Source organism: Chitinophaga sp. S165 (assembly GCF_003182155.1).
Taxonomy (GTDB): domain Bacteria; phylum Bacteroidota; class Bacteroidia; order Chitinophagales; family Chitinophagaceae; genus Chitinophaga.
The window spans coordinates 183,382-209,167 of record NZ_QGTG01000002.1; the positions used below are offsets into that span (position 1 = coordinate 183,382).

The window sequence follows — 25,786 nt, forward strand, 5'->3', positions numbered from 1 at the left end:
GAACAGGATGCCAAAAGATCTCCTATTCCACAGGGTTCCGGTATAAAAGTCAACAAAATATCCTTCGGGGTAAAAAAAATCCTCCCACCGGATTAACCCGTGGGAGGATAATATATTACATAATCTATTGATTATTATGCTTTCACAGCTTTCAGCACCTCTGCCATTGTCTTACCAATATTTGCAGGGCTTTCAACTACGTGTACACCACACTCAGCCATGATCTTCATCTTCGCCGCTGCAGTATCGTCAGCACCACCGATGATAGCACCTGCGTGACCCATACGACGGCCCGGAGGAGCTGTCTGGCCAGCGATGAAACCAACTACTGGTTTAGTACCGTGCGCTTTGATCCATTTTGCAGCATCAGCTTCCATGCTACCGCCGATCTCACCGATCATGATGATACCTACAGTTTCAGGGTCGTTCATCAGCAGCTCAACCGCATCTTTGGTAGGGGTACCAATGATAGGGTCGCCACCGATACCGATAGCTGTAGAAACACCCAGACCAGCTTTAACTACCTGATCTGCAGCCTCATATGTTAAAGTACCGGATTTGGATACGATACCGATATTACCTTTCTTGAAAATGAAACCCGGCATGATGCCTACTTTAGCTTCTTCAGCAGTGATTACACCAGGGCAGTTTGGTCCGATCAGACGGCTCTTGCGGCCAACCAGGAAGTTCTTAGCTCTGATCATATCCTGAACAGGGATACCCTCAGTGATACATACGATCAGCTCTATACCAGCTTCAGCAGCTTCCATGATAGCGTCTGCAGCGAATCCTGGTGGAACGAAAATGATAGAAACGTTTGCGCCTGTTGCCTTTACAGCATCATCTACTGTATTAAAAACCGGACGCTCCAGGTGCTTGGTGCCGCCTTTTCCCGGCGTAACGCCGCCTACTACCTGCGTGCCATATTCTATCATCTGTGTGGCATGGAATGTGCCTTCTGTACCGGTAAAGCCCTGTACAATCACTTTGCTATGCTTATTAACTAAAACACTCATCGCGCTTGGTTTATTGTTTTATAATGATATCGGCAAAATTAAAGTCCTAATCCCAATTTCCAAATCAATCTTTTTTAATCTGGTTACGCCAGTTCTGGTCCTGGAACATTTCCATCTGTCTCATTTCCTTGGCATCACGGAGGAATTCGGACGCGAAGATAAAGTCATTCAGCTTCTCATCTTTACTGAAAATGATGTCTTTATTACTTCCTTCCCACTGTTTACGCCCCTGGTACATATACACGATATGGTCCCCGCTTTCCATTACGGTGTTCATATCATGGGTATTGATCACCGTGGTAATATTGTACTCCAGTGTTAATTCTTTGATAAGTTTGTCTATGAGCAGGGAAGTTTGCGGGTCCAGACCGGAATTGGGCTCATCACAGAACAGGTATTTAGGATTTAATACGATAGCACGGGCTATCCCTACCCTCTTTTTCATCCCCCCGCTGATCTCAGCCGGGTATTTTTTTGCCGCTTCCTTTAAGTTTACCCTTTCCAGGCACTCCATCACACGGGTCTTCTTTTCTCTGAGGGTGCCTTTTCCGAACATATCCAGCGGGAACATTACATTCTGTTCCACCGTCATACTGTCAAACAGGGCCGATCCCTGGAAAAGCATCCCTATCTGCTGACGGATCTCCTTTTTTTCATGATCGTTCATTCCTGTAAAGTCCTTTCCGTCGTACAGCACTTTACCGGCATCGATCGGCATCAATCCTACCATACACTTCATCATCACGGTCTTTCCGCTACCACTGGTACCAATGATCAGGTTCACTTTCCCGGTCTCCATGACAGCAGATACATCCGGCAGAATGATCTTATCTCCAAAGCCCTTCTTAATATTAACCAACTCAATCATAAACAATTACGAATTATGCATCCGGGCTACAACCTACAGTATACTCCTGTAGCCGCAGGATCGCTTATAACAATAGTGCTGCCAGCAGATAATCCATGAACAATATCAGCACACAGGTTACCACTACGGCACTAGTGCTGGCTTTACCGATCTCTAACGCGCCACCCTGCACATTATATCCATAATAAGACGGTACGCTGGCAATAATGAAAGCAAATACGAACGACTTAAATAAGGCAAAGAAGATGTTGTATGCTCTAAAGTCCTGTCTGAGCCCTTGCCAATACTGATCTGCAGATAAAATACCTCCCAGTTCACCTGCCTTCTGCCCTCCCCAGATACCCAGGAAGCCCGAAATACAGATCAGGCAAGGTATCATGATGATCGCCGCCAGTATCTTTGGCCTGATCAGGTACCCTTTTGTATTGATACCCATGATCTCCTGCGCGTCAATCTGCTCAGATACGCGCATATTACCTAACTCTGATGCTATCTTGGACCCTACCACACCTGCCAGTACAATACAGGTCAGCGTAGGCGCAAATTCGAGAATGATAGTATCCCTTACCACCTGTGCGATAGTGGCTTTGGGAATGAGAGGACTTACCAGCTGGTAAGCGATCTGCAGGGTGGTTACCCCTCCCATGAACAGCGAAATAATAAATACAATACCTAATGATCCGATGCCTATATCCACACACTGCCGCATAAACTCCCGCCAAAACATTTTCATGTTTTCCGGGCGGGAAAACATGCCCTTAAGCATAAGCAGGTAGTTTCCGAAATGATGAAAGAATCTAAATTCCATAGCTGGTCAAAGATAGGGAAAAATAGTTGGGAGTACATAGTCGGTGCGCTATCCACTCATTTAAGACTTTTGACCAGCAACCGCTTCAGACTGCGTTCAATGATCTCACCCATTGTTTTACAACGGGAAAAGACCGGATCCTCATAATACTGCGCCAGTTCATGCCCCAGCTGGGTTATTTTCTCCGGGAATGAGACCCTGTCGGTCATGATCACGTCCCTGAGATCTTTTATGCGATGTCGTTGTGTTTTGATCCTTCTGGCTATTACAGAACGCTCCTCCTGCTGATATTGCTTCACAACTTCCGCGTTCAGATGTTTCATCGCCAGTTCCACAAAGACCCTGTTCTCTTTAAAGAACTGTGGCATATAAAGTGTCCGTTTCCCTTCATAGAACTGCTGATCAAAATCAATGGCCCGTATACGAAACTGTACATCGTCAAAGTCCTGGGTAATGTCAAAGACGAAGTTATAGGAACGCATATCGCCCAGCAAACGCACAAAACAACGCTCATTGAACTTGACAAACTCTTTGGCTATACGTTTAGGATTGAATTCAGGCCTGTTCAGATAATGAAGGATAAACTGATCGCCCGGTACGCCAGCGATATGTTCTTCTACCAGGGTATTGCCGTCCACCACAAAGTTGATCACGTACGGCGATAGTATATGCTCCAGTTCTAACCCGTAAATACGGGAAGCATCTGCGATCTTGATATAGAAATAATCATACACGTCGTTGTACGTGTTCCTGATCCTGATACGGAAAGGGTGAGAATTACCAAATGTACAGTAATCGATACGCTCCACTTCCAGATGCTCTTCCGCTGTCTGATCGCCACCCGCCTTCATAATGGAATAGATCCTTTTCAATCCGGCCTGCAACTGGTTATACATACTCTGTGGATAGAACACTGACTCCCATAATGTATCCTTACCGTCTTTATCATACACAGGAATGCTGTTATCGTAATAACGCAACTCCTCATACGAGACAGGTAGTTTAATCTCCCTCTCATATAGCTTGAGATACCCCCTGAATGCAGGGTTTAACGGGAAAAAAGCCTTTTTACGGGATATGTGCTGCATACCCAAATATCAAAAAAAAATCAGGAACCAGGAATTGAAATGCTTTAAACGACATATCAATTCCGATTCCTGATGATTAATTTGTTCCCTTTATTTCTTTCCGTCGCAGCATTTATGCTGTGCATCCACTACGGCAATGTTCACCATGTTCACAATAGAACGTACGGTACTGCCCAACTGTAGGATGTGTACAGGCTTCTTCATACCCAGCAGTACCGGCCCGATCGCATCGAAGCCCGCTACTTCCTGGAGAAGGTTATATGCGATGTTTCCTGCCGCAAGATTAGGGAAGATCAGTGTGTTCACTTCCTGTCCCAGCAGTTCACTGAAAGGATAACTATCTTTCAGGATCTCCTGGTTAAAGGCCATAGCTGCCTGGATCTCACCGTCTACGATCAGCGTTGGATCTTTCTGTTTTACAATGTCGCGCGCCCTGCTTACCAGCTGTGCTTCAGGGGTCGGACTGGAACCGAAGTTAGAGTAAGACACCATTGCAATACGTGGCGTGATGTTAAACTGTCTTACTTCGTTGGCCACCAGCATCGTGATCTCCGCCAGTTCTTCCGCTGTGGGATTAAAGTTTACAGTTGTATCTCCCAGGAACAGCGGTCCACGTTTCGTATTGATGATATACATACCGGCCACACGTTTGCAATTGTTCTCAGTACCGATCACCTGTAACGCGGGGCGGATAGTATCCGGATAGTTACGTGTCAGACCGGAGATCAGTGCATCTGCTTCTCCTGTCTCCACCATCATACAACCGAAGTAGTTACGTTCACGCATTACCTTCTTCGCTTCATACTGGTTGAAACCTTTACGCTGACGCTTTTTGAAGAACAGTTCTCCGAAGTGATGACGTTTATCGTGCATCTCATCACTCTTAGGATCGATGATCACGGTGTCATCCAGCTCGATACCGTTTTCTGCCGCCAGGTTACGGATACGCAGTTCGTTACCTAACAGTATCGGAAAGGCGATTCCTTCTTCTCTTACTACCTGTGATGCTTTCAGCACTTTCAGGTTATCTGCTTCTGCAAATACAACCTTACGCGGGTCCTGACGGGCTTTGGTACCGATGACGCGGAACAACTGATTGTCCAGTCCCAGACGTTTGTTCAGCACTTCCACATATGCATCCCAATCAGTAATTGGTTGTTGAGCCACTCCACTCTCCATCGCTGCACGCGCTACTGCAGGTGCTACATGACTGAGCAAACGTGGGTCCAGTGGTTTCGGAATGATATATTTTGGACCGAAAAAGAGGTTCCTTTCATTGTAAGCCAGGTTAACGATATCTGGCACGGATTCTTTCGCCAGTTCTGCCAGGGCATGTACTGCCGCCAGCTTCATTTCTTCGTTGATCTGAGTAGCACGTACATCAAGTGCGCCACGGAAAATGTATGGGAAACCCAATACATTGTTCACCTGGTTAGGATGATCTGAACGGCCGGTAGCCATGATCACATCCGGACGGGAACCTATCGCAACGTCATAAGCTATCTCCGGGTCCGGGTTTGCCATTGCAAATACGATCGGGTTCTTGGCCATGCTCTTGATCATCGTAGGCGTCACCACATTTCCTACAGACAGTCCAACGAATACATCTGCACCTTTCAGTGCTTCAGCCAGCTCCGTCACTTTGGAAGTGGTTGCAAACTGTTTGTGCATCTCTGACAGGTTCGGGCGGGAAACATTGATCACACCGTCCTTGTCAAACATGATGATATTTTCCCGTTTAGCACCCAGGGCCACATACAGCTTCACGCAGGCCATAGCGGCTGCCCCTGCTCCATTTACAACGATCTTAACTTTCTCAATTTTCTTTTTGACCAGCTCTGTAGCATTCAGCAATGCTGCACTGGATATAATAGCCGTACCATGCTGGTCATCGTGCATGATAGGGATCTTCAGTTCTTTTTTCAGGCGATCTTCGATCTCAAAACACTCCGGGCTTTTGATATCTTCCAGGTTGATACCTCCGAATGTTGGTTCCATTGCTTTCACAACCTGCACAAACTCGTCTACATTCTTCGTATTTAGCTCAATATCAAACACATCGATATCTGCAAAGATCTTGAACAATACCGCTTTACCCTCCATTACAGGTTTACCGGCTTCGGGACCAATATCTCCCAGGCCGAGAACTGCTGTACCGTTACTGATCACCGCTACCAAGTTACCTTTGGCGGTATATTTGTACACATTCTCTACATCTTTGTGAATTTCTTTACAAGGTTCTGCTACTCCGGGAGAGTAGGCCAGTGAAAGGTCCCATTGTGTTTTGGTGTTCTTCGTAGGTATCACTTCGATTTTTCCAGGCCGCCCCAATGCATGATAATCCAATGCATCCTGCTTGTTCTGTTTTCTTGCCATTTCAATAAAAGATTGTTCTTGGGCGTGCAATATACGAAGTATTAAAAGAACGGGAGCCAGCACAAAAGAGTTGGTTCACAATATTTACTTATTTTTACGACGATTAATCTCCCTGACAAACATGATACAACGCATTCAAAGTCTTTACCTTCTATTAGCGGCAGCGGCCGGTATAGGAACCTGGTTCCTGAATATCTGGAAAGCTACATTAAGCGATGGAACGGTGAGTTATTTCAAAGCCCAGTCCAGCTTTGTGGTATTTGTGGTTTATATGCTGATCGTAGCGCTGGCGCTGTTTTGCATTTTCCTGTTTAAGAATCGTAAACTGCAATTCAGATTAACCGTTTTAAATATTTTCCTGGCCATAGCATCCATTGCTCTTCAGTATTTTGAGGTGCTGAATACAGCCAACAAACTACAGGAAGGTGGCAGACATATCTCTGATGCTTCTTACTTACCCGGCGCTTTTCTGCCTATCCTGATACTGATCTTCTTATTTATGGCTGCCAGAGGCATCTATAAAGATGAGAAACTGATCAAATCACTGGACAGGCTCAGATAATAAACTGACTAAATAAAAAAGCTGCGGAGACGTCTCCGCAGCTTTTTTATTTAGTCAGTTTATTAAAGGTATTTACCCGTATAGCTTTCCTTTACTTTCTTCAGTCCTTCCGGCAGTCCTGTGTACAGTAACTGTCCGCCTCCGGCGCCCCCTTCAGGTCCCAGATCTATCACCCAGTCAGCACTACGGATCACGTCAATATTGTGCTCAATGACCAACACGGTATGTCCCTGATCTATCAGTGCATTGAAAGACGCCAGCAATTTTTTGATATCATGGAAATGCAAGCCTGTGGTCGGTTCGTCAAAGATGAACAGGATATGTCCCTGCGCCTTTCCTTTACCCAGGAATGACGCTAGTTTCACACGTTGTGCTTCACCACCGCTCAAGGTATCACTACTCTGTCCCAGCTTCACATAACCCAGTCCCACATCGCTCAGCGGACGGATCTTATTACACACATCCTTTTCATCCTTGAAGAAATCCAGGGATTCTTCCACACTCATTTCGAGTATATCGTAAATGTTCTTGTTCTTGTAAGTAACTTCCAGCACCTCGTCCTTAAAGCGTTTGCCACCACAGCTTTCACACAATAGGTGTACGTCTGCAAGGAACTGCATTTCTACGATCACTTCTCCTTCTCCTTTACAAGCGTCGCAACGGCCGCCGTCTACGTTGAAAGAGAAATGTTTGGGCTGGAAACCGCGCATCTTGCTCAACGGCTGTTTTGCAAACAGGTCTCGGATCTCGTCGTACGCTTTGATGTAAGTAACCGGATTGGAACGGGATGATTTACCAATTGGGTTCTGATCTACCATTTCGATCTGAGTGATATCGTCCACGGCCCCTTTCAATGCGCGGTGTTGGCCTACACGTTCTGCAAATTCTCCCTTCAGTTTCATGAGGGCAGGATACAGTATCTGTTTAACCAGTGTCGTCTTTCCTGATCCGCTCACCCCGCTTACTACTGTTAGTACCTGTAAAGGGAAGTCTACGTCTATGTTCTTCAGATTATGTTGGCGGCAACCTTCAAGGGTAATTGCCTTCTTCCATTTACGGGTCTGGGCAGGCGGCTCAATACGGTATTGTCCGCTAAGATATTTCCCCGTCAGGCTTTTAGGGTCTTTTAGTATCTGCTGATAGTTTCCTGCAAAAATCACCTCTCCCCCCAGATGACTGGCCAGCGGCCCCATATCGATGATATAGTCTGCTTCCTCCATCATCATTTCATCGTGTTCCACTACCACTACTGTGTTACCAAGATCGCGTAATTCTTTCAGAACGCCGATCAAGCGATGGGTATCACGAGCATGCAAACCGATACTCGGTTCATCGAGGATATACAACGAGTTGGTCAGATTGCTGCCCAGCGAGCGGGTCAGCTGTATACGCTGGCTTTCACCGCCACTCAGCGTGTTGGCTACACGATTGAGGGTAAGATATCCCAGCCCCACGTCCAGCAATGTTTTCAGGCGGTGATCGATCTCTATCAGTATCCTCTTCGCTACCTGCTGATCGTATTCGCTAAGCTCAAGACCTTTGAACCATTCATAAAGATTGCTTACCGGCATATCCACCAGGTCGGCAATGTTAGCACCGTTTATTCTTATGTACAGTGCTTCTTTACGAAGGCGGCCTCCGCCGCATTCAGGACATATAGTACGGCCACGGTAGCGGGATTGCAGCACACGGTATTGCACCTTATACAGGTTTTGCTCTACCATCTTGAAAAACTCATTCAGCCCGTAGAAATGCTCGTTCCCTGTCCACAGCAACTGGTATTGCTCTTCTGTGAGATCAGTTACCGGCTTATGGATCGGGAAGTTGAACTTCCTGGCGGCTTTGATCAGTGCTTCCTTGTATTCGCCCATCTTCTCTCCTCTCCACGGTGCGATGGCGTTTTCATATACGCTCAGGCGTTTATCGGGGATCACCAGATCGGCATCGATACCCAGTGTTTGTCCGAAACCCTCGCAAACAGGACAAGCGCCATAAGGGTTATTGAACGAGAACAGGTTTGGCACCGGTTCTTCGAATTGCAGACCATCCAGCTCAAACCTGTTGGAGAAGTGTTTCATTTCTCCGCCATCCACTTCTACCAGGCAATCTCCCTCACTCTCGTAGAAGGCCGTCTGCACACTGTCTGCAATACGATGCAGATCATCTTCTTCAAACGCTTTCGCTACCAGACGGTCTACCAACAGGTATACATCTTTAGGTAAAGCTGGTTTCTTTTCCTCCAGCAGTTCTTCAATACGTAACAGTGTACCTGCCCCTTTTTCCTTGCTATACAGGCGGGAAAACCCTTTCTGCATCAGGATCTGGAGCTCTTCCTTCGCGTCGCGTTTTGCATGGCGGCGAAAGGTGACCAGCAGTTGTATCTTAGAACCGGAGGGTAAGTTTTTGATGAAGTCCACCACATCACTGACCTCGTGTTTTTTTACCAGCTGGCCGGAGATGGGAGAATATGTTTTGCCGATACGGGCAAACAGTAGGCGCAGATAATCGTATACTTCCGTCATGGAGCCCACGGTAGAACGGGGCGTACGGGTGATCACCTTCTGTTCGATAGCAATCGCAGGGCAGATGCCTTTGATATAGTCAACATCAGGTTTGTTCATTCTCATGAGGAACTGGCGGGCGTAGGAACTGAGACTTTCCGCATAACGGCGCTGACCCTCAGCATACAATGTGTCCATGGTCAATGAAGACTTACCGGAACCGGATACTCCTGTCACTACTACCAGCTTGCTCCGAGGGATGCCAACGCTCACATTTTTGAGGTTATGAACGCGAGCGCCTTTAATGAAAATCTGATCTTGCATACTAACTGACTGATCGTCAATTATTGTTTCCGTTTTCTTCACTTTAGTAGCCATAATGGATGCAAAAATACCGAAAGTAAACCATTCCGGGGTATTTCCGTTCTACCTGAACGTGTTATGCGGCAAACCTGCAACCACGCATCACTTCAGGGGGTTCCCCAGGGAAATAAATCCTCCGAAAATTGCACGAATGAGGGATTGTTTTATTGAACTATTACTTTATATTTGCATTAGATGAGAATTGGAGGCCACTCTGATTTCTATTTTATCAAACTAAAAACTACCTATTATAGCATAAACTCTACACATTTTTCCTACGACTGTCACAAGTCCTATTTTTATTTTAAACCCGCTATTGTAGAAGTTTATGCAAATAATGTACAAACTAAGTGATGAGCAGCTGATTACTCTTTTCAAAAAGGGTCATGCTTCCGCATTGGAAGAATTAGTGCACAGGCACAAAGATAAGCTCTATACCTCTATCGTATTACTTGTGAAAGACGCATTCCTGGCTGAAGATATATTCCAGGATACCTTTATTAAGATCATCGATACCATTAGAGCTGAACGCTATACTGAGAAAGGAAAGTTCCTCCCCTGGGCCATGCGTATTGCGCATAACCTCTGTGTGGACCACTTCCGTAAGATCAAGCGTACGCCTATCATCAAGACCAGTGACGATAAAGATATTTTCAACGTACTGAATTTCAGTGAAAGCAGTGCCGAAGACAAAATGATCACAGCACAAAGCCACGACCGCGTAAGAAGGATGCTGGATATGCTGCCGGAAGAACAAAGGGAAGTGATCATTCTCCGCCACTATGCAGATCTGAGCTTTAAAGAGATAGCAGACCTCACGCAAGTGAGTATCAATACCGCATTAGGCCGTATGAGATATGGTCTAATAAATCTCCGGAAGATGATGACGGAGAAACAGATTTGTTTGTAATCCTTTTTTTGCTTGCCATCAACGGGCGGCCGGGAGACTCCGACCGCCCGTTCTTATTTTCTGTACATCCTCCAGAAATAACTTGGATGATAAACAACTGGTTGCTTTAAATAGCAGCCCTGTAGATATTTGCACCAGGTGCAGTCAGCAAAAAGCCTGGCAGTAGCCAGGCTTTTGATTTATATCAGATTCTCATAGATCATCGCAGATCCCTGCCCTACTCCCACACACATAGTGGTCAGGCCATACTTCGCTCCCGGCCTGCGTTGCAGCTCATGCATCATAGTAGCCGTGATCCTCGCCCCAGTACAACCAAGCGGATGTCCGATAGCAATAGAACCACCGTTTACATTGACTTTCTCCAGGTCCAGCCCCAGGTCACGAATGCAGGCTAGTGACTGTACAGCGAACGCTTCATTCAGTTCCACCAGGTCCAGCTGATTAACTGTCAACCCTGCACGGCGAAGCGCCTTCTGTGTTGCCGGTACCGGGCCAATACCCATGATGGATGGATCAACTCCGGCAACAGCCATGGACTTGATCTGCATCAGGGGTTTAAGGTTGTATTGTTTCAGAGCCTGCTCAGACACCACCAGTACAACAGATGCACCGTCGTTGATACCGGCAGAGTTACCTGCGGTTACACTGCCATCCTTTGCGAATGCGGGTCTAAGACCCGCCAGTTTCTCAAGTGAGGTTTCACGCGGCGGCTCATCATCAGTGATGATCACCTGCCCCTGTTTGTTGGGGGTGACAGGCACCGGAATGATCTCCGCAGACCACTTACCTGCAGCATATGCCTGCTTGTATTTTAACTGGCTCTGATAAGCGAACAGGTCCTGTTCCTCCCGGCTGATATTCCACTGACGGGCTACATTCTCTGCTGTTTCGCCCATAGAGTAAGGATGATACATTTCTGCCAGCTTGCTGTTGGTAAAACGCCAGCCTATAGTAGAATCGTAAATCTCTGTTTTCCGGCTAAAAGCACCGTCAGCCTTCGGCATTACCAATGGCGCACGTGTCATGCTCTCCACTCCTCCTGCCAGGAATACGTCCCCGTCACCACACATAACGGCGCGGGCTGCATCCATGATTGCCTGCATACCTGAAGCACAAAGACGGTTGACAGTATTTCCAGGTACCGTTACCGGTAAACCGGCCAGCAATGCCGCCATCCTGGCCACATCACGGTTATCTTCTCCCGCCTGGTTAGTGGCGCCCGCTATAACATCCTCAATACCAGCCGGATCGAGGCTTGGATTACGTTCAAGAATTGATTTTATAAGATGAGCCAGCATATCGTCAGGCCTTACGGAACTGAGCACCCCGCCATAACGGCCGATAGGGGTACGCACAGCGTCTACTATATAAGCAGCTTGCATTGCTTTGTGGATTGCTTTGGTTAATAAAGGGTGTAAATGTAGGGGAAAGCGGGATAATACCAATGCAGGAGCATCTGCCTCCAGTAAAAGCCTCCGTAGACTGCCTGTATATCGACGGGATCAATGCCAGGGATGTGGGAATTAGAACTATTTCCTCTCATAGGACAGACAGTGAAGAAGCAGAGAAAATAAGCCGGAAAATGTGTCCGCAGTACCATATTATGGTCAATGCGCTAAAATACCATACCTTTGCAGCTTACTACCGACTGCCGTAAGGCAGACATTATCTCATTTAAAGGTCAGGAATGAAATCGGGCAAAACAAATATCCGGCACTTAAGTTTACCGGAATTACAGGAATATTTTGGGTCAATAGAGGAAAAACCCTTCCGCGCCAAACAGGTGTATGAATGGTTGTGGCTGAAACACGCCGGCAGCTTTGATGCTATGACCAACATTTCCAAAGACTTACGCAACAAATTAGAACAGCACTTCACACTTCCGGCACTTACAGTAGATACTACCCAGCACAGCAATGACGGCACCATTAAGAGCCGATTCCGCCTGCATGACGGCCATCTTGTGGAAGGCGTACTGATACCTACGGATACCCGGCAAACCGCCTGCGTTTCCTCCCAGGTAGGTTGCAGCCTGAGCTGCAAATTCTGTGCTACCGGCTATATGGACCGCAAGCGTAACCTGGATTATGACGAAATTTACGATGAAGTGGCCCTCCTGAACCAGCAGGCGATGGACGCATATGGCAAGAAACTCAGCAATATTGTATACATGGGCATGGGTGAGCCCCTCCTGAACTACAAGAATGTACTGCAATCTATCGAGCGCATCACCTCTCCTGACGGACTAGGCATGTCTCCAAGACGTATCACTGTATCTACCGCAGGAGTAGCCAAAATGATCCGCCAATTGGGGGATGATAAGGTGAAATTCAACCTGGCGCTTTCCCTACATGCTGCAAATGATGAGAAACGCAGCCAGATCATGCCGATCAACGATACCAATAACCTGAAGGTATTGATCGAAGCCCTGAACTACTTCTATAAAGCTACACAGAACCAGATCTCATTCGAATATATCCTCTTTAAAGACTTTAACGACTCTTTCAAGGATGCCGATGAACTGATCCGTATATACCGCCAGGTACCTGCAGATCTGGTCAACATTATTGAATACAATCCAATCTCCAACGCCCGCTTCATGAAGCCGGACGAGGACGTTGCCGAAGCATTCATGGAATACCTGTCTAAGCACAGAGTAAATGCACGCTTACGGCGCAGCCGCGGTAAAGACATTGATGCCGCCTGCGGACAATTGGCTAATAAAGGTTGATCAGCCTCCTGCAAACAATTTCAAAATTTAACAGATGAGAAAAAATACACCTGCTAAGAAAGGATTTTCCCCTTTCAAGGAAAATAAGAACAGCAGCTCCAATAAATCTACGCCGCGTTTTAACGCTTCAGACCGTAAGCGTGGTGATGACGATAATGCACGCCCGGGCCGTGGCGATGCTAAAAGAACTGAACGTCCTTTCCAGAGCGACCGCAAACGTGGCGACGATACTAATGATCGTCCGGCAAAGAGGACTGAACGTCCCTTCCAGAGCGATCGCAAGCGTGGTGACGACGATAATGGCCGTCCGGCAAAAAGGACTGAAGGCAGGCCTGAACGCTCTTTCTCTTCAGACCGCAAGCCAAAAGACGGCGATACTTTCCGGAGCAAAACCGGCGGCAAGCCGGAACGCTCTTTCCCGGATAGCCGCAAGGGTAAAGAAGAAGATGCTCCACGCACTCGCCCGGTACGTAATACAGACGAATCATCAGAGATACCAGGTACCAAACGTCCTGAAAGAGATAAAACAGCCCGGAGAGCGCGTATCGAGCCTGTTCGCAAGACGGCCAATGGCAGAACGCCTTTCAAACGTCCTCAGGGCGGTGACGACAGCGCCTTCCACGGTGCTTCCGATCGTAAAACAGGAGCAGGCAAACGTGGCAGCCGTGATGAACGCTCTACTCCAAGCGGATTTAACCGCAAGAAATATTTTGATTCTGCAAATGAGCGGTTCGCCGATAAACAGGATAGAAAATCAGCAGTAAGGAAAGCACGTCATAGCGACGATAGCGTTCCATTCAATAAAAAGCAATCCAGGAAAGAAGAAAGCAGCAACGCTCCGGGTGAAATGCCCCTGAACAAATACATCGCCCATTCCGGACTCTGCTCCCGCAGAAAGGCAGTTGATTTTGTGAAGGAAGGCAAGGTGACTGTTAATGGTCAACTGGTAACAGAACCAGCCTTTAAAGTGACTGCAAAAGATGATGTTGCTATCAATAGCAAACGTATCACCATTCAGAAAAACCTGGTATATATTCTGCTGAACAAACCAAAAGGATATATCACAACTACTGACGATCCTGAAGGCCGTAAGACTGTAATGGAACTGATAGAAGACGCTGTAACAGAAGACCAGCGTGTATATCCGGTAGGACGCCTTGACCGCAATACTTCAGGTTTGCTGCTGCTGACCAACGATGGCGAACTGGCACAGAAACTGGCGCATCCGAAGCATAATATCAAGAAAATATACCACGTAGGTCTGAACAAACCATTGACCAAAGCGGACTTCGAAAAGATCCTGTTTGGTGTGGAACTGGAAGATGGTGTAGCCAAAGTGGATGCCCTGGGTTGGGTGGAAGCTGGCGACAAAACACAAGTGGGTATTGAGATCCATAGTGGTAAGAACCGTATCGTTCGCCGCATTTTCGAACATCTTGAGTATGATGTGGAAAAGCTGGACCGCGTTACCTACGCCGGCCTTACCAAGAAGAACATCAATCGTGGTAAATGGCGTTTCCTGAGTGAAAAAGAAATCATTTTGCTGAAGCACTTTAAGTAATCTATGCGTATTAACGAGATCATCATAAAAGAGACACCGGATTTTGTTATTCTGAACAAACCGGCGGGTATGCTAACCATTCCTGACAGGCATGATAACCAGCTGCAATCCCTCCAGGGACTGCTGAAGAAGCAATACGGCGAGATATTTACCGTACATCGCCTGGATAAGGATACCAGTGGTATTATCCTGTTTGCCAAGAACGAGGCAGCCCATAAGTATTATTCCCAGCTGTTCGAGACCCGTAATGTGAAGAAATTCTATAAGGGACTGGTAAACGGTCAGCTGATCCCTCCTACCGGCAGTGTGGATGAGGCTATTATGGAGCATCCGGTTATCAAGGGGAAAATGGTAACGAACAAAAAGGGGAAAAGCGCCCTGACGGACTATGAGGTATTGGAAAGCTTCGGACTGTACAGTCTTGTGAAAATGCAGATCCATACGGGCCGTACTCACCAGATCCGCGTGCATATGAAGCATCTGGGTCACCCTATTGCCGTGGATGAGCTATATGGAACAGATAGCCCTGTATTCCTGTCTGCAATTAAGAAGAATTATAAACTGGGTAAAAGGACGGAAGAAGAACGTCCGTTACTGAGCAGGCTGGCATTACACGCCTGGCAGCTCCAGTTTAAGGACCAGCAGGGAGAAGAGCATATCATCGAGGCGCCTTTGCCCAAGGATATTCAGGCTGTGGTAACGCAGCTGCGTAAGAATAGCGGTCAGAGCTCTGAGCTTGTATTATAAAATATTATAGATCAATATATTGAGAAGCGATTTCCGGAAGGGGATCGCTTTTTCTTTTGTATCAGGTATGGATAATGACGTGATATCCATTGGGGTCTCCACCAGAATCGCCTGTCCCTGGATTGTCACCCTAATGGGAGCCGGTGGTAGCGCAGTGATGCTTTATACATGCCTTATACACGACGCATACATGCCTTATACGTGGACTTAAAGAGAAACGAGTACGCTTTATACATGCCTTATACATGACGAATACATGCCTTATACGTGGACTTAAAGAGAAGCGAGTACGCTTTATACATGCCTTATACATGACGCATACATGCCTTATACGTGGACTTAAAGAGAAGCGAGTACGCTTTATACATGCCTTATACACGACGCATATATGCCACATGGCTGGACTTAAACAGACGGCTAACAGTGTTAAAAAAGAAAAACGGGGAGAAATCCCCGTTTCGTAAAAATCAAAAACCAACCATTAAAAACTCTTATGAATAAAAACCTGACACACAGACGGTGCAGGTTTTGATCGAATATCTTGTTACTGACTCACTTATAACAGCGCCTCTGCCTATTTGTTCGGCTGAGGTGTTGTTCTTAAGTAAGGCTTGATGACTTTGTGGCCTTTCGGGAAACGTCCGGGAATATCCTCGGTTTTTACCGCCATTGTCACGATTACATCTTCTCCATCTTTCCAGTCAGCCGGTGTAGCAACACTATAGTTGGCTGTCAGCTGCAAAGAATCGATAACACGCAGGATCTCAACGAAGTTCCTACCTGTAGAAGCCGGGTAAGTGATCATCAGTTTCACCTTCTTATCTGGTCCGATGATGAACAGGGACCTTACAGTACCTGTTTCTGACTGGCCCGGGTGAATCATGTCGTAAAGATCGGAAACTTTCCTATCCTCGTCAGCAATGATCGGAAAATTTACGTCGGTATTCTGTGTTTCGTTAATATCGCCGATCCAGCCCAGGTGTTTATCCAATGGATCTACACTCAGTGCCAGTACTTTTACATTACGTTTTGCAAACTCCTCCTTTAACTGTGCTGTTCTGCCTAATTCTGTAGTACATACCGGAGTATAATCTGCCGGATGTGAAAAAAGAACTCCCCAGCTATCTCCCAGGTACTCATAAAAATCAATATCTCCCTGAGACGTCTTTGCCTGAAAGTTTGGTGCTATATCTCCTAATCTTAAGCTCATACGGTAGTTTTTAGAGTATTCAAAAATAGGATTTTCCTACAAATATTATAGACTTTGCAACTATTTTTTGGAAAAAATTAATTCCCCGCCTGTAAATCAGGCGGGGCGGAGCTAAAACAAACAACCGGATGTAAAAGGTATAAGGGATAACGCTTACATGAAGCGCAACACAACACCGTAGGGGTTACCGGGGTCGCTTTCGGGGTTACCAGGGGTCTTTCAAGGGTTCATGAGGATAGTAGAGGGTATAACTTACAATGTGCGTTCTTTCCACGCATAATATGCCAGGGTATACTTAAGGTCGTCGGCCAGATCAGCTTTTTTACGTGCCGCATCTTCCTCAAAATCCAGTTCCATGTAACCCAGGTACAGTTCATAGCTTTTATGAAGCATGTCCATACAGTGGTCAATTTTCCTGACATAATGCGGCACTTTTGCTGATGGTAATGGGGTTACCTGTTCTATATAGTAACATTCTCCATCTGTATATTCTACCCAGTGACCATCTTCGCGATGGCCAGGGCGGGTTAACCTGAAATTCATGTTATCAAATACGATCGCTTTGCCCAGTTCCAGCTCCAGATCTATCATATCCGGGATCTGTTCCATGTTTTCCAGCTTCTGCACGATGGTCATCTGCACGGCATCACTCCTGTCCTGTACATAGCGCAACATAGTGTTCAGCACTTCGTAGGTAGTGATAAAGTCACAACGTTGCCAGGTATCTTCCTTCTGAATGTGCCCCCAGAAGGTTAAATAATTGGTATCATCCAGGATGATCTGGCCAACTGAGATGGCCTGCGAGGTGGTTACTGTAGCGGTATTTGTCTGTTTCATAACCGATTCGTTGTTGATAACGATACAAAGATATCGGCGCAAAACGCAGAGAATTTGCGTAGCGAATTTTAACTACTTTTATCCTCTAAATATTTCTATGCATGCCTAAAAATAAGGATGCTGTTTCGCGTTATCGCTGGATAGATGAGCGTTTACGCAACAAGCGTTTGAGAAAACCCTCCCTGGAAGATCTTATCGAATTTGTATCCGCGAAAATGGATGCCACCATTTCCGTACGTACTATTCAGAAAGATATCCAGGATATGCGTCATGACCCCGAACTGAATTATCATGCCCCCATCCTGTACGATCGTAGTACAGGCACCTACCGTTATGAAGATGATACATATTCCATCAATAGCCTGCCGATAGATGAAGCAGACCTGCAGGGACTTGAAATAGCTATCGGCATACTGGAACAATTCCGCAGTTTACCCGTTATTGTACAGTTTGAGGACGCCATTCTGAAAATAGCCACCAGCCTGAAAAAGAACAGGGAAGTATTGGAACACAAAGGGTTGATCAAATTCGCCCGTGCCACACAATATAAGGGCGCCGCTCACATTCCGTTTATCGTAGATGCGATCAAGGGAAGAGAAGTAATACGTATTGCGTATCAGAGCTTTGACAGGAACGAACCAAAGGAACATTGGGTAGAACCTTATCACTTGCGTGAATATCAGTACCGCTTCTATCTGATCGGCAAAAGCCAGAAGGCAAAAGGTGGCACTTTACTTACGTTCGCACTTGACAGGATAGTGGATATCTGGCCTACCAGCAAGACATTCGATGAAAAGAACTTTGATGATGCCAGTTATTATCAGCATGCCATTGGTGTTACAGTGCCACAGGGAGCGCCCGAAAAAGTAGTACTTGCGTTTACGCCGTTACAGGGTAAATACATCAAGTCACAACCTATCCATCCTTCACAGCAGGTTGAAAAGGACAACGACAAAGAATGCCGTATCTCCCTCAATGTGGTGATCAATCATGAATTACAGATGTTACTGCTTAGCTATGGGGCCAATGTGAAAATTTTACAGCCTGCGCACCTGGCGGAAAAAATGGCAGCAGAAGCGAAAGCAATGCTGCAGAATTATTCATCCTAAATTCTTCCTTACATGACAAAGTCATTCCGCATCTCGGGGAATCTGATAGATATCTTACAGCAGAAAATATATCCTGCTACTATCGCTGTTGATAACGGTGTTATAAGCAGCATTACAGAGGATGCGACTACTTATGAACAGTACCTGCTGCCAGGCTTTATAGATGCACATGTGCATGTGGAAAGTTCTATGCTGACACCTTCACAATTCGCCAGGCTGGCAGTGGTACATGGCACCGTTGCTACTGTTTCTGATCCGCATGAAATTGCGAACGTCCTGGGCGTAAAGGGTGTGGAATATATGCTGGAAAATGGCAGGACCGTTCCTTTCAAATTCTGTTTCGGTGCTCCCTCCTGCGTTCCTGCTACCATCTTCGAAACTGCTGGTGCAGAAGTGACTGTCGCCGATGTGGAAGCCCTGTTACAAAAGCCTGAAGTGTTATACCTCACTGAGATGATGAACTTCCCTGGCGTATTGCACGAGCAGCCGGATGTAATGGCGAAGATCGCCGCCGCAAAACGTATCGGAAAGCCTGTGGATGGCCATGCTCCGGGCCTTCGTGGCGAGGATGCAAAGAAATATATTGCTGCCGGTATCAGCACCGACCATGAATGTTTTACTGCTGAAGAAGCGTTGGATAAATTAGGTTACGGCATGCATATCCTCATACGTGAAGGTAGTGCTGCACGTAACTTCAATGCACTGATCCACCTGCTGAATGATTATCCGGAAAAGATCATGTTCTGCAGTGATGATAAACATCCTGATAATCTTGTGGAGGGACATATCAATGTGCTGGTTAAAAGAGCGCTTGCATTGAAGATCGATCTGTTCAAAGTGTTACGTGCTGCATGTGTGAATCCTGTCCTTCATTATAAAATTCCTGCCGGATTATTACGCGTAGGCGATCCTGCGGATTTCATTATTGCAGACAACCTGGACAACTTCAACATTGTTGCTACTTACATTGATGGCGCTGCTGTGGCACAACATGGCGAAACACGGATCCCTTCTATTATTGCGCCGGTCATCAACAATTTTGATTGTGCACTAAAATCGGGCAGTGATTTTCGTATAACCGCCAGTGGTGTTACTGCAAACGTAAAAGTCATTGAAGCGCTGGACGGCCAGCTGATAACGAATAGCATTACAGAGATCCTGCCTGTTGTTGATGAGCAGTTATTTTCTTCTACCGAGAAAGACATTCTGAAACTCGCTGTGGTGAACCGGTACAGCCCTGCACCCGTTGCACTTGGATTCATCAGGAACTTTGGTTTTAAACAAGGTGCAATTGCTTCTTCCGTAGCGCATGATAGTCACAACATCATTGTTGTCGGTGTAGATGACGAAAGTATTGCACAAGCGGTGAATGCTGTCATTGCACATCAGGGTGGCGTGAGTGTTGTTGATAACGGAAATGTAGCTGTATTGCCGCTACCTGTTGCAGGGTTAATGAGTAATCTTGATGGTTATGAAGTAGCTGCACGTTACAGTGAACTGGATAAAGCGGCGAAGGCGCTGGGAAGTAAATTAAACGCCCCTTTTATGACTTTGTCGTTCATGGCGTTATTAGTGATACCACATCTGAAGCTCAGCGATAAAGGGCTGTTTGATGGAGATACATTCAGTTTTACTGCAGCTGTAATTTAGTTGGCAGCTTTGATTGCAGGAGTACAACATGCGTTCGCGCATTTTTATACTCCTGCAATTCCGCTACTATATCGTTGTAAAATTCAGTCTGCTTACACCGCCCATAGCGCACCACCTACACTATCTTTTTCAGCGCCTGTTACTGACGCGAAAGCATTTGATTCCTGCCTCCAGCGCAAAGTACCAAGCAACGCGATCAATAATGCGTTACGGAATGCGTCCTGTTGTACCGTCACTGTAATGTTCAATGGTTGCAGCGTTTCTTCTATCACCTTTATCAGATATGTATTTGCTGTGCTTCCGCCAGTGAGTAGTAAATTGTTTGTTGTTCCTTCTTCACCTTCTTTCTGTGACGGAAACACTTTTACTGCTTTTTCAATCTGTGCTGCTATATGATGCGTGTATGTATTCAGTTTTCCCTGTGTTGACAACTGCTGCTGCTGGATCAATGGCATTACAGTACCGGTACCAAATTTTGATGCAAGCGTTCTTGGATAGCTCTCATTGTAGAATGCCAGTCCGTTCAGTGCGTTCAGCAATGGCTGATCTGTTATACCACCTGCTGCCAGTTTTCCTTCATCGTCATAAGCTCTTCCCAGCGTTTCGGCCAGTGCATCAAGCACATAATTGCAGGGACAGATATCAGCAGCTATTAATTGGCCTTCTTTCTCTGCTGCTATTGTTGCATTCTCTCCCAGGTTGATCCTGTATTTGTAATCAGGGAATAACAACTGTTCTGCTATCGGCAGGATAGGCGCTCCTTTCCCTCCAAGTGCTATATCCATAGCACGCAGCTCATTAATAACAGGCAAACCGGTTACGGCCACGATGGCTGCCCCATCTCCTAACTGAGCGGTCATTTTCTGTGCCGGTACATGGAAAACGGTGTGCCCATGAGATGTAATAAAGTGCACCTGATGGTCAAGCTGATGCTGTGATATGAATTGATTTATTGCGTGTCCTATGTAATGTCCGTATTCGCTGTTCAGCAACAGATAATCCCGGGCCGGAAGGTTAGCTGCTCCTCCCAGTTTTTCTTCCCATTCCGGGGTATATGCCAGGCGTTCCGCCGCCTTTATTTCATAGCTCCACTTACCCCTTACTTCCGTCAGCGCTACAAAAACAACGTCCAATCCAGCCAGCGAAGTGCCTGACGTTACGCCTATTACATTATAAACCATGCACTAAAATTTGTGCAAAAGTAAATAATGTGGGGCTTCAATGCTTTTTTTTCGGGTTTTATGGAATCTGGTGGACGGACTGCATCATGTGGACAGACTAAAAACTTGTGCTATGCGAAAACACATTCTCTCCCTGTTATATGTACTCAATATCATCATTATATCAGTCATGTCCATTCCGGGGCATGCGCAATCTACCCGTGTAGTGCACCCCAAAAACGACATTATAGGGACTGTTGTTGACGATAAAACCGGCGCCCTGTTGAAGGGAGCGACTGTTGTAGTGGTCAATAAAACATCAACCGGTAAAGGATTAAAGCTTTCTACAGATAAAAAGGGCCGGTTTAATATTTCCAGTAACGCAATAAATTCGGGGCAGACCCTTTATACCATATTGGCCGGTTATAAAACTGATACCCTTGCAATTCAGTCAGGTACGATGTCTTACTGGAATCGCAACGCAAAAAATGAGATTACCATCCGGTTAAAACCATTGTCCGCAGTTGCAGCCGATAAGGGTATCAAAGACATCAAACAGCAACCGGCTCTGGAACATAGAGCTCCCGCAATGGTTATGGTTCAAAATGAGGTAGCGACTAAATCATCAGGCAATATAAGGCTTCGCGGCGTCAGCACTCTTAATGGATCAATGGCAAACGGATATTACCATGCGCAGGACCATCAAACCGAAGATTACAGCCCTATCAATGAGAATATTTTTCACAATGTAACAGCTCAGCCGCTGAGCACTTTTTCAATTGATGTGGACCGTGCCTCCTATTCTAATATCAGACGCTTCCTGAACAATGGCGATATGCCACCTGCCGACGCAGTAAGGGTAGAAGAAATGATCAACTACTTCGATTACAAATACGGTAATCCTTCAGGCGATGCTCCTGTAGCGATACATACCGATATGGCTGTTTGCCCGTGGAATACCAGCCGTCAGCTTGTGCGTATTGCGTTGAAAGGTAAAGACATTGCAAAAGGGGAACTCCCTCCCTCCAATTTGGTGTTCCTGATAGATGTGTCCGGGTCTATGGCAGGCGAAGGCCGGTTGCCGCTGGTAAAACAGGCGTTCCGAACACTGGTTGGTCAGTTAAGGTCTGTCGATAAAGTAGCGATTGTGGTATATGCGGGCGCAGCCGGACTGGTGTTACCATCTACATCCGGAGAAAATAAAACCGCTATTCTTGATGCGCTGGATAAACTGGAAGCAGGCGGTTCTACTGCCGGTGGTCAGGGTATACTCCTCGCATACAAGACAGCTACAGAGAACCTGTTGAGAAATGGGAATAATCGTGTGATCATCGCTACTGATGGTGATTTCAATGTAGGTCCATCCAGCGATGGTGAATTACAACGTATTATCGAAAGGGAACGCGAAAAGGGTATCTTCCTCTCTGTGCTTGGTTTTGGAATGGGTAATTACAAAGACAATAAACTGGAGATACTGGCAGATAAAGGTAATGGCAACTATGCTTATATCGACAATTTCGAAGAAGCCCGCCGTACATTCGTGACCGAGTTTGGCGGTACACTTTTCACTATTGCGAAAGATGTAAAATTGCAGATCGAGTTCAATCCAAAATATGTGCAATCGTACAGGCTGGTAGGTTATGAAAACAGGCTGTTGCAGAATGAAGATTTCAACAACGATAAGAAAGATGCCGGGGACATGGGCGCAGGTCATACTGTAACGGCTTTGTATGAAATTGTTCCGACAGGTAAAGAGGTTGATCAGCCACTGGCTGTTGACCCGCTGAAGTACCAGCTACCCAAAGTAGCTACGGGAAATACTTCAGAAGTACTCACTGTCAAACTGCGTTATAAAGAGCCCTCTTCCAGTACCAGTCAGCTCATAACAAAAGTGTTACATTGGAAACAGCAGGATATTACACACGCGCCGGAAGATTTCCGTATGGCCACTGCGGTTGCTGATTTTGGATTGCTGCTGCGGAACTCTGAACACAAGGGGAACGCATCCTGGGACCAGGTACTCAAACTGGCTGGAAACGCCCGTGGGACGGATGATGAAGGATACAGGGCCGAATTCATCCAATTAGTTAAAAAAGCGCAGCTAATCAGTAACAATCATGGCACAAAATAGTTCTGTTTAACCGGTCTTAAATTCATTGTTTGTGAAAGACCAGTCAGGGATTCAGTCCTTCGACTGGTCTTTTCGTTACATTATTGTTATTAACATTTCCAGGGTCTGAAAATTTTGGTATTTTGCATACATGATAGTGAATCTAAGTAGCACCAATTCGTTAGTAGGAGACTGGCTAAGTGAGATCAGAAGTGTAGAAGTACAGACAGACCGTATGCGTTTCAGGCGTAATATGGAAAGGCTGGGGGAAATAGCCGCCTACGAAATCAGTAAGACATTGGAATACGAGGAAAAGGAGATCCAGACACCATTGGGTATCGCTAACTGCCGGGTGTTGAAACAACAGCCCGTTCTGGCTACTATTCTCAGAGCTGGCCTGGCTCTTCATCAGGGATTGCTCCACTACTTTGATAAAGCTGATCATGCCTTTATTTCTGCTTACCGTAAGCATAAACACGACGGCAGCTTCGATATAAACCTGGAATATGTGTCCAGTCCTTCTATTGATGGCCAGGTAGTCATACTATCTGACCCCATGCTGGCAACCGGCGCTTCACTGGTAAAAACCATCGAACACCTGCAAAGCCTGGGTAAACCCAAACATATTCACCTCGTTGTAGCCATCGCCTGTACCGTTGGAATTGAATATGTTCAGAGACATGTAGACAATAGTAACCTGAGCATCTGGGCAGGTGATATTGATGACGAACTCACAGCCAAAGGATACATTGTACCTGGGCTTGGAGATGCCGGCGACCTGGCATTTGGAAACAAATTACAACAGTAAAAAACCGATATCAACAGACAGGATCTTCTTTAGAGAATATTGAGTAATCAACCAAAGAAAATGTATTTCGTTTAGTCATTCATTCATAACACTTTAGGGAGTTCTCATAATCAATGTTATATATTTTTAATTTGAAATATGAGTAGCATTGTGTACCTTCACGTGGAACCATGAGAAAACCCTATACTTATAAGTATTGTTTTATGAAAAAAGTGTTGCTGTTTTTCACGATTGCCCTTTATCTGATGAACCCGGCCAGGGCGCAAGACCCGCATTTTTCGCAGTTCTTCGCCTCCCCTCTCACTCTTAATCCGGCATTTACCGGCCTGTTTTCAGGCGATTTTCGTGTTTCCGGGAACTATCGTTCACAGTGGAGAAGTATCTCAACGCCTTTTACCACCGGTACTGCAGCAGTAGACTTCGGCATTCTAAAGAATGTGCTGTCCTATACTGACATCTGGGGCGTGGGTGTAATGGCCATGTACGACAGGACCGGCGGCGGTGCACTGACGTCTACTTATCTGAGCTTTAGCACAGCTTACCATAAAGGCCTTGACCCGGAGGGAAACCATACTCTCGCTGTAGGTTTACAGGCTACTTATGTACAGAAACGGCTTGATCAGACCAAATTGGTATTTGAGAATCAGATAGATAATAACGGTTACAATCCTGCCATTCCAAGTGGTGAGACCTTTGTAAACCCTACTATCTCCTATATCGATCCTAATATCGGTATCCTCTATAACGGTCTGGTTGGCGAATCATCGAACATTTACCTGGGTGCTTCCTACTATCACATTACCCAGCCTACAGAAACGTTCATGGCGCAGAACAACAACCGTCTGACTTCCCGCTGGACAGCCCACGGTGGTGGTTCCGTACCGGCAGGTGGTGGTGGTAACCGTATCCACTTCAGCGCCCTCTATATGAAACAAAGCACTGCTTCTGAATTTGCTTTCGGCGGCGCTTACGGTTTCAACCTGAATGGTGATGATGAAAACCCAACTACCTTTTACCTGGGTAGCTGGTACCGTCTGAAAGATGCGATCAACCCATATGTAGGTCTGGATCTTAACGGCTTTACCTTTGGCTTATCTTATGATATGAACGTATCTACGCTGAAACCGGCGTCTAACTATCGCGGTGGTGTAGAGTTGTCTCTCATCTACGTGCACAGACGCAATGAAGGTAGCAAGTACAGAACCTTGTGTCCAAGATTCTGATCTGATAAATTATTTCAAAAAAACCTGCCAGTTGCATAAGCTGGCAGGTTTTTTATTGTATCCCGACATTTTTTACCATTGTTCCACTGATTTTTAGTTACTTACAACCGGATCAATGCTTATAGCGAATAACTAACACTAAAATTCC

General features: G+C 46.1%; 20 protein-coding genes and 1 pseudogene. 10 read left to right on the forward strand and 11 right to left on the reverse strand.

Features of this window, described 5'->3' with window-relative positions; all coding sequences use genetic code 11:
• Positions 1-134: 134 nt before the first annotated feature.
• The 6 genes and pseudogenes from sucD to C7475_RS33510 form a co-directional block, all read right to left on the reverse strand.
• Positions 135-1,016 carry a succinate--CoA ligase subunit alpha gene (gene sucD, locus C7475_RS08805; RefSeq protein ID WP_110053000.1) on the reverse strand — a complete coding sequence of 294 codons (882 nt, stop codon included), beginning with the start codon at positions 1,014-1,016 and terminating at the stop codon, positions 135-137.
• A gap of 64 nt (positions 1,017-1,080) precedes the next feature.
• A complete protein-coding gene (locus C7475_RS08810) occupies positions 1,081-1,884 on the reverse strand; it encodes an ABC transporter ATP-binding protein (protein ID WP_110053001.1) in 804 nt (267 codons plus the stop codon).
• 64 nt (positions 1,885-1,948) lie between these two features.
• On the reverse strand, positions 1,949-2,617 hold the full coding sequence (locus tag C7475_RS08815; protein ID WP_233259801.1) for an ABC transporter permease: 669 nt from the start codon (positions 2,615-2,617) through the stop codon (positions 1,949-1,951).
• A 131-nt stretch (positions 2,618-2,748) separates the two neighbouring features.
• Positions 2,749-3,780 (reverse strand): hypothetical protein, encoded by a 1,032-nt coding sequence (locus tag C7475_RS08820; RefSeq protein WP_110053003.1) that lies wholly within the window; start codon positions 3,778-3,780, stop codon positions 2,749-2,751.
• Between the two features lie 90 nt (positions 3,781-3,870).
• Positions 3,871-4,947 carry a phosphate acyltransferase gene (locus C7475_RS33505; RefSeq protein WP_370445422.1) on the reverse strand — a complete coding sequence of 359 codons (1,077 nt, stop codon included), beginning with the start codon at positions 4,945-4,947 and terminating at the stop codon, positions 3,871-3,873.
• Positions 4,930-6,156 (reverse strand): annotated as a pseudogene (locus C7475_RS33510) (malic enzyme-like NAD(P)-binding protein); the annotation flags it as partial. The pseudogene C7475_RS33510 and the gene C7475_RS33505, both read right to left, overlap by 18 nt.
• 121 nt (positions 6,157-6,277) lie before the next feature.
• On the opposite strand from C7475_RS33510, the gene C7475_RS08830 reads away from it, so the two are divergent.
• Positions 6,278-6,718 (forward strand): DUF4293 domain-containing protein, encoded by a 441-nt coding sequence (locus C7475_RS08830; RefSeq protein WP_110053005.1) that lies wholly within the window; start codon positions 6,278-6,280, stop codon positions 6,716-6,718.
• A 62-nt stretch (positions 6,719-6,780) separates the two neighbouring features.
• On the opposite strand, the gene uvrA is transcribed toward C7475_RS08830, so the two are convergent.
• Positions 6,781-9,543: an excinuclease ABC subunit UvrA gene (gene uvrA / locus C7475_RS08835; protein ID WP_233259802.1), complete on the reverse strand. Its 2,763-nt coding sequence runs from the start codon at positions 9,541-9,543 to the stop codon at positions 6,781-6,783.
• 367 nt (positions 9,544-9,910) lie between these two features.
• On the opposite strand from uvrA, the gene C7475_RS08840 reads away from it, so the two are divergent.
• On the forward strand, positions 9,911-10,492 hold the full coding sequence (locus C7475_RS08840; RefSeq protein WP_170117377.1) for a sigma-70 family RNA polymerase sigma factor: 582 nt from the start codon (positions 9,911-9,913) through the stop codon (positions 10,490-10,492).
• A gap of 179 nt (positions 10,493-10,671) precedes the next feature.
• Here the strand turns inward: C7475_RS08840 and C7475_RS08845 are convergent, their stop codons facing one another.
• A complete protein-coding gene (locus C7475_RS08845) occupies positions 10,672-11,874 on the reverse strand; it encodes an acetyl-CoA C-acyltransferase (protein ID WP_110053007.1) in 1,203 nt (400 codons plus the stop codon).
• 305 nt (positions 11,875-12,179) lie between these two features.
• Between C7475_RS08845 and rlmN the strand changes: the two genes are divergently transcribed.
• From rlmN to C7475_RS08865, 3 genes are read left to right on the forward strand one after another with little or no spacing between them, the layout of a single operon-like run.
• Positions 12,180-13,223 carry a 23S rRNA (adenine(2503)-C(2))-methyltransferase RlmN gene (gene rlmN / locus C7475_RS08855; RefSeq protein ID WP_110053009.1) on the forward strand — a complete coding sequence of 348 codons (1,044 nt, stop codon included), beginning with the start codon at positions 12,180-12,182 and terminating at the stop codon, positions 13,221-13,223.
• Positions 13,224-13,257: 34 nt separating this feature from the next.
• Positions 13,258-14,784 (forward strand): pseudouridine synthase, encoded by a 1,527-nt coding sequence (locus C7475_RS08860; RefSeq protein WP_110053010.1) that lies wholly within the window; start codon positions 13,258-13,260, stop codon positions 14,782-14,784.
• 3 nt (positions 14,785-14,787) lie between these two features.
• On the forward strand, positions 14,788-15,531 hold the full coding sequence (locus tag C7475_RS08865; protein ID WP_110053011.1) for an RluA family pseudouridine synthase: 744 nt from the start codon (positions 14,788-14,790) through the stop codon (positions 15,529-15,531).
• Positions 15,532-16,105: 574 nt separating this feature from the next.
• On the opposite strand, the gene C7475_RS08870 is transcribed toward C7475_RS08865, so the two are convergent.
• Positions 16,106-16,741 (reverse strand): peroxiredoxin, encoded by a 636-nt coding sequence (locus C7475_RS08870; protein ID WP_110053012.1) that lies wholly within the window; start codon positions 16,739-16,741, stop codon positions 16,106-16,108.
• A 252-nt stretch (positions 16,742-16,993) separates the two neighbouring features.
• Positions 16,994-17,578 (reverse strand): hypothetical protein, encoded by a 585-nt coding sequence (locus tag C7475_RS08875; protein WP_110053013.1) that lies wholly within the window; start codon positions 17,576-17,578, stop codon positions 16,994-16,996.
• A 101-nt stretch (positions 17,579-17,679) separates the two neighbouring features.
• Here C7475_RS08875 and C7475_RS08880 point away from each other — a divergent pair, with 101 nt between their 5' ends.
• Together C7475_RS08880 and ade are read left to right on the forward strand one after the other, a co-directional pair.
• A complete protein-coding gene (locus C7475_RS08880) occupies positions 17,680-18,687 on the forward strand; it encodes a YafY family protein (protein WP_110053014.1) in 1,008 nt (335 codons plus the stop codon).
• 12 nt (positions 18,688-18,699) lie between these two features.
• The gene (ade, locus tag C7475_RS08885) at positions 18,700-20,337 is read left to right on the forward strand and encodes an adenine deaminase (protein WP_110053015.1); all 1,638 of its coding nucleotides are present in this window, start codon (positions 18,700-18,702) and stop codon (positions 20,335-20,337) included.
• A 92-nt stretch (positions 20,338-20,429) separates the two neighbouring features.
• On the opposite strand, the gene C7475_RS08890 is transcribed toward ade, so the two are convergent.
• Positions 20,430-21,518, reverse strand: a complete 1,089-nt coding sequence (locus C7475_RS08890) for an anhydro-N-acetylmuramic acid kinase (RefSeq protein ID WP_110053016.1) — start codon at positions 21,516-21,518, stop codon at positions 20,430-20,432.
• A gap of 112 nt (positions 21,519-21,630) precedes the next feature.
• Between C7475_RS08890 and C7475_RS08895 the strand changes: the two genes are divergently transcribed.
• The 3 genes from C7475_RS08895 (at position 21,631) to C7475_RS08905 (ending at position 25,638) form a co-directional block, all read left to right on the forward strand.
• Entirely contained in the window at positions 21,631-23,628 is a 1,998-nt protein-coding gene (locus tag C7475_RS08895; RefSeq protein ID WP_233259803.1) for a von Willebrand factor type A domain-containing protein, read from the forward strand.
• Positions 23,629-23,758: 130 nt separating this feature from the next.
• Positions 23,759-24,415, forward strand: coding sequence for a uracil phosphoribosyltransferase (upp, locus tag C7475_RS08900; protein ID WP_110053017.1), 657 nt, complete (start codon positions 23,759-23,761; stop codon positions 24,413-24,415).
• Between the two features lie 203 nt (positions 24,416-24,618).
• Entirely contained in the window at positions 24,619-25,638 is a 1,020-nt protein-coding gene (locus C7475_RS08905) for a PorP/SprF family type IX secretion system membrane protein (RefSeq protein ID WP_110053018.1), read from the forward strand.
• Positions 25,639-25,786 lie beyond the last annotated feature (148 nt).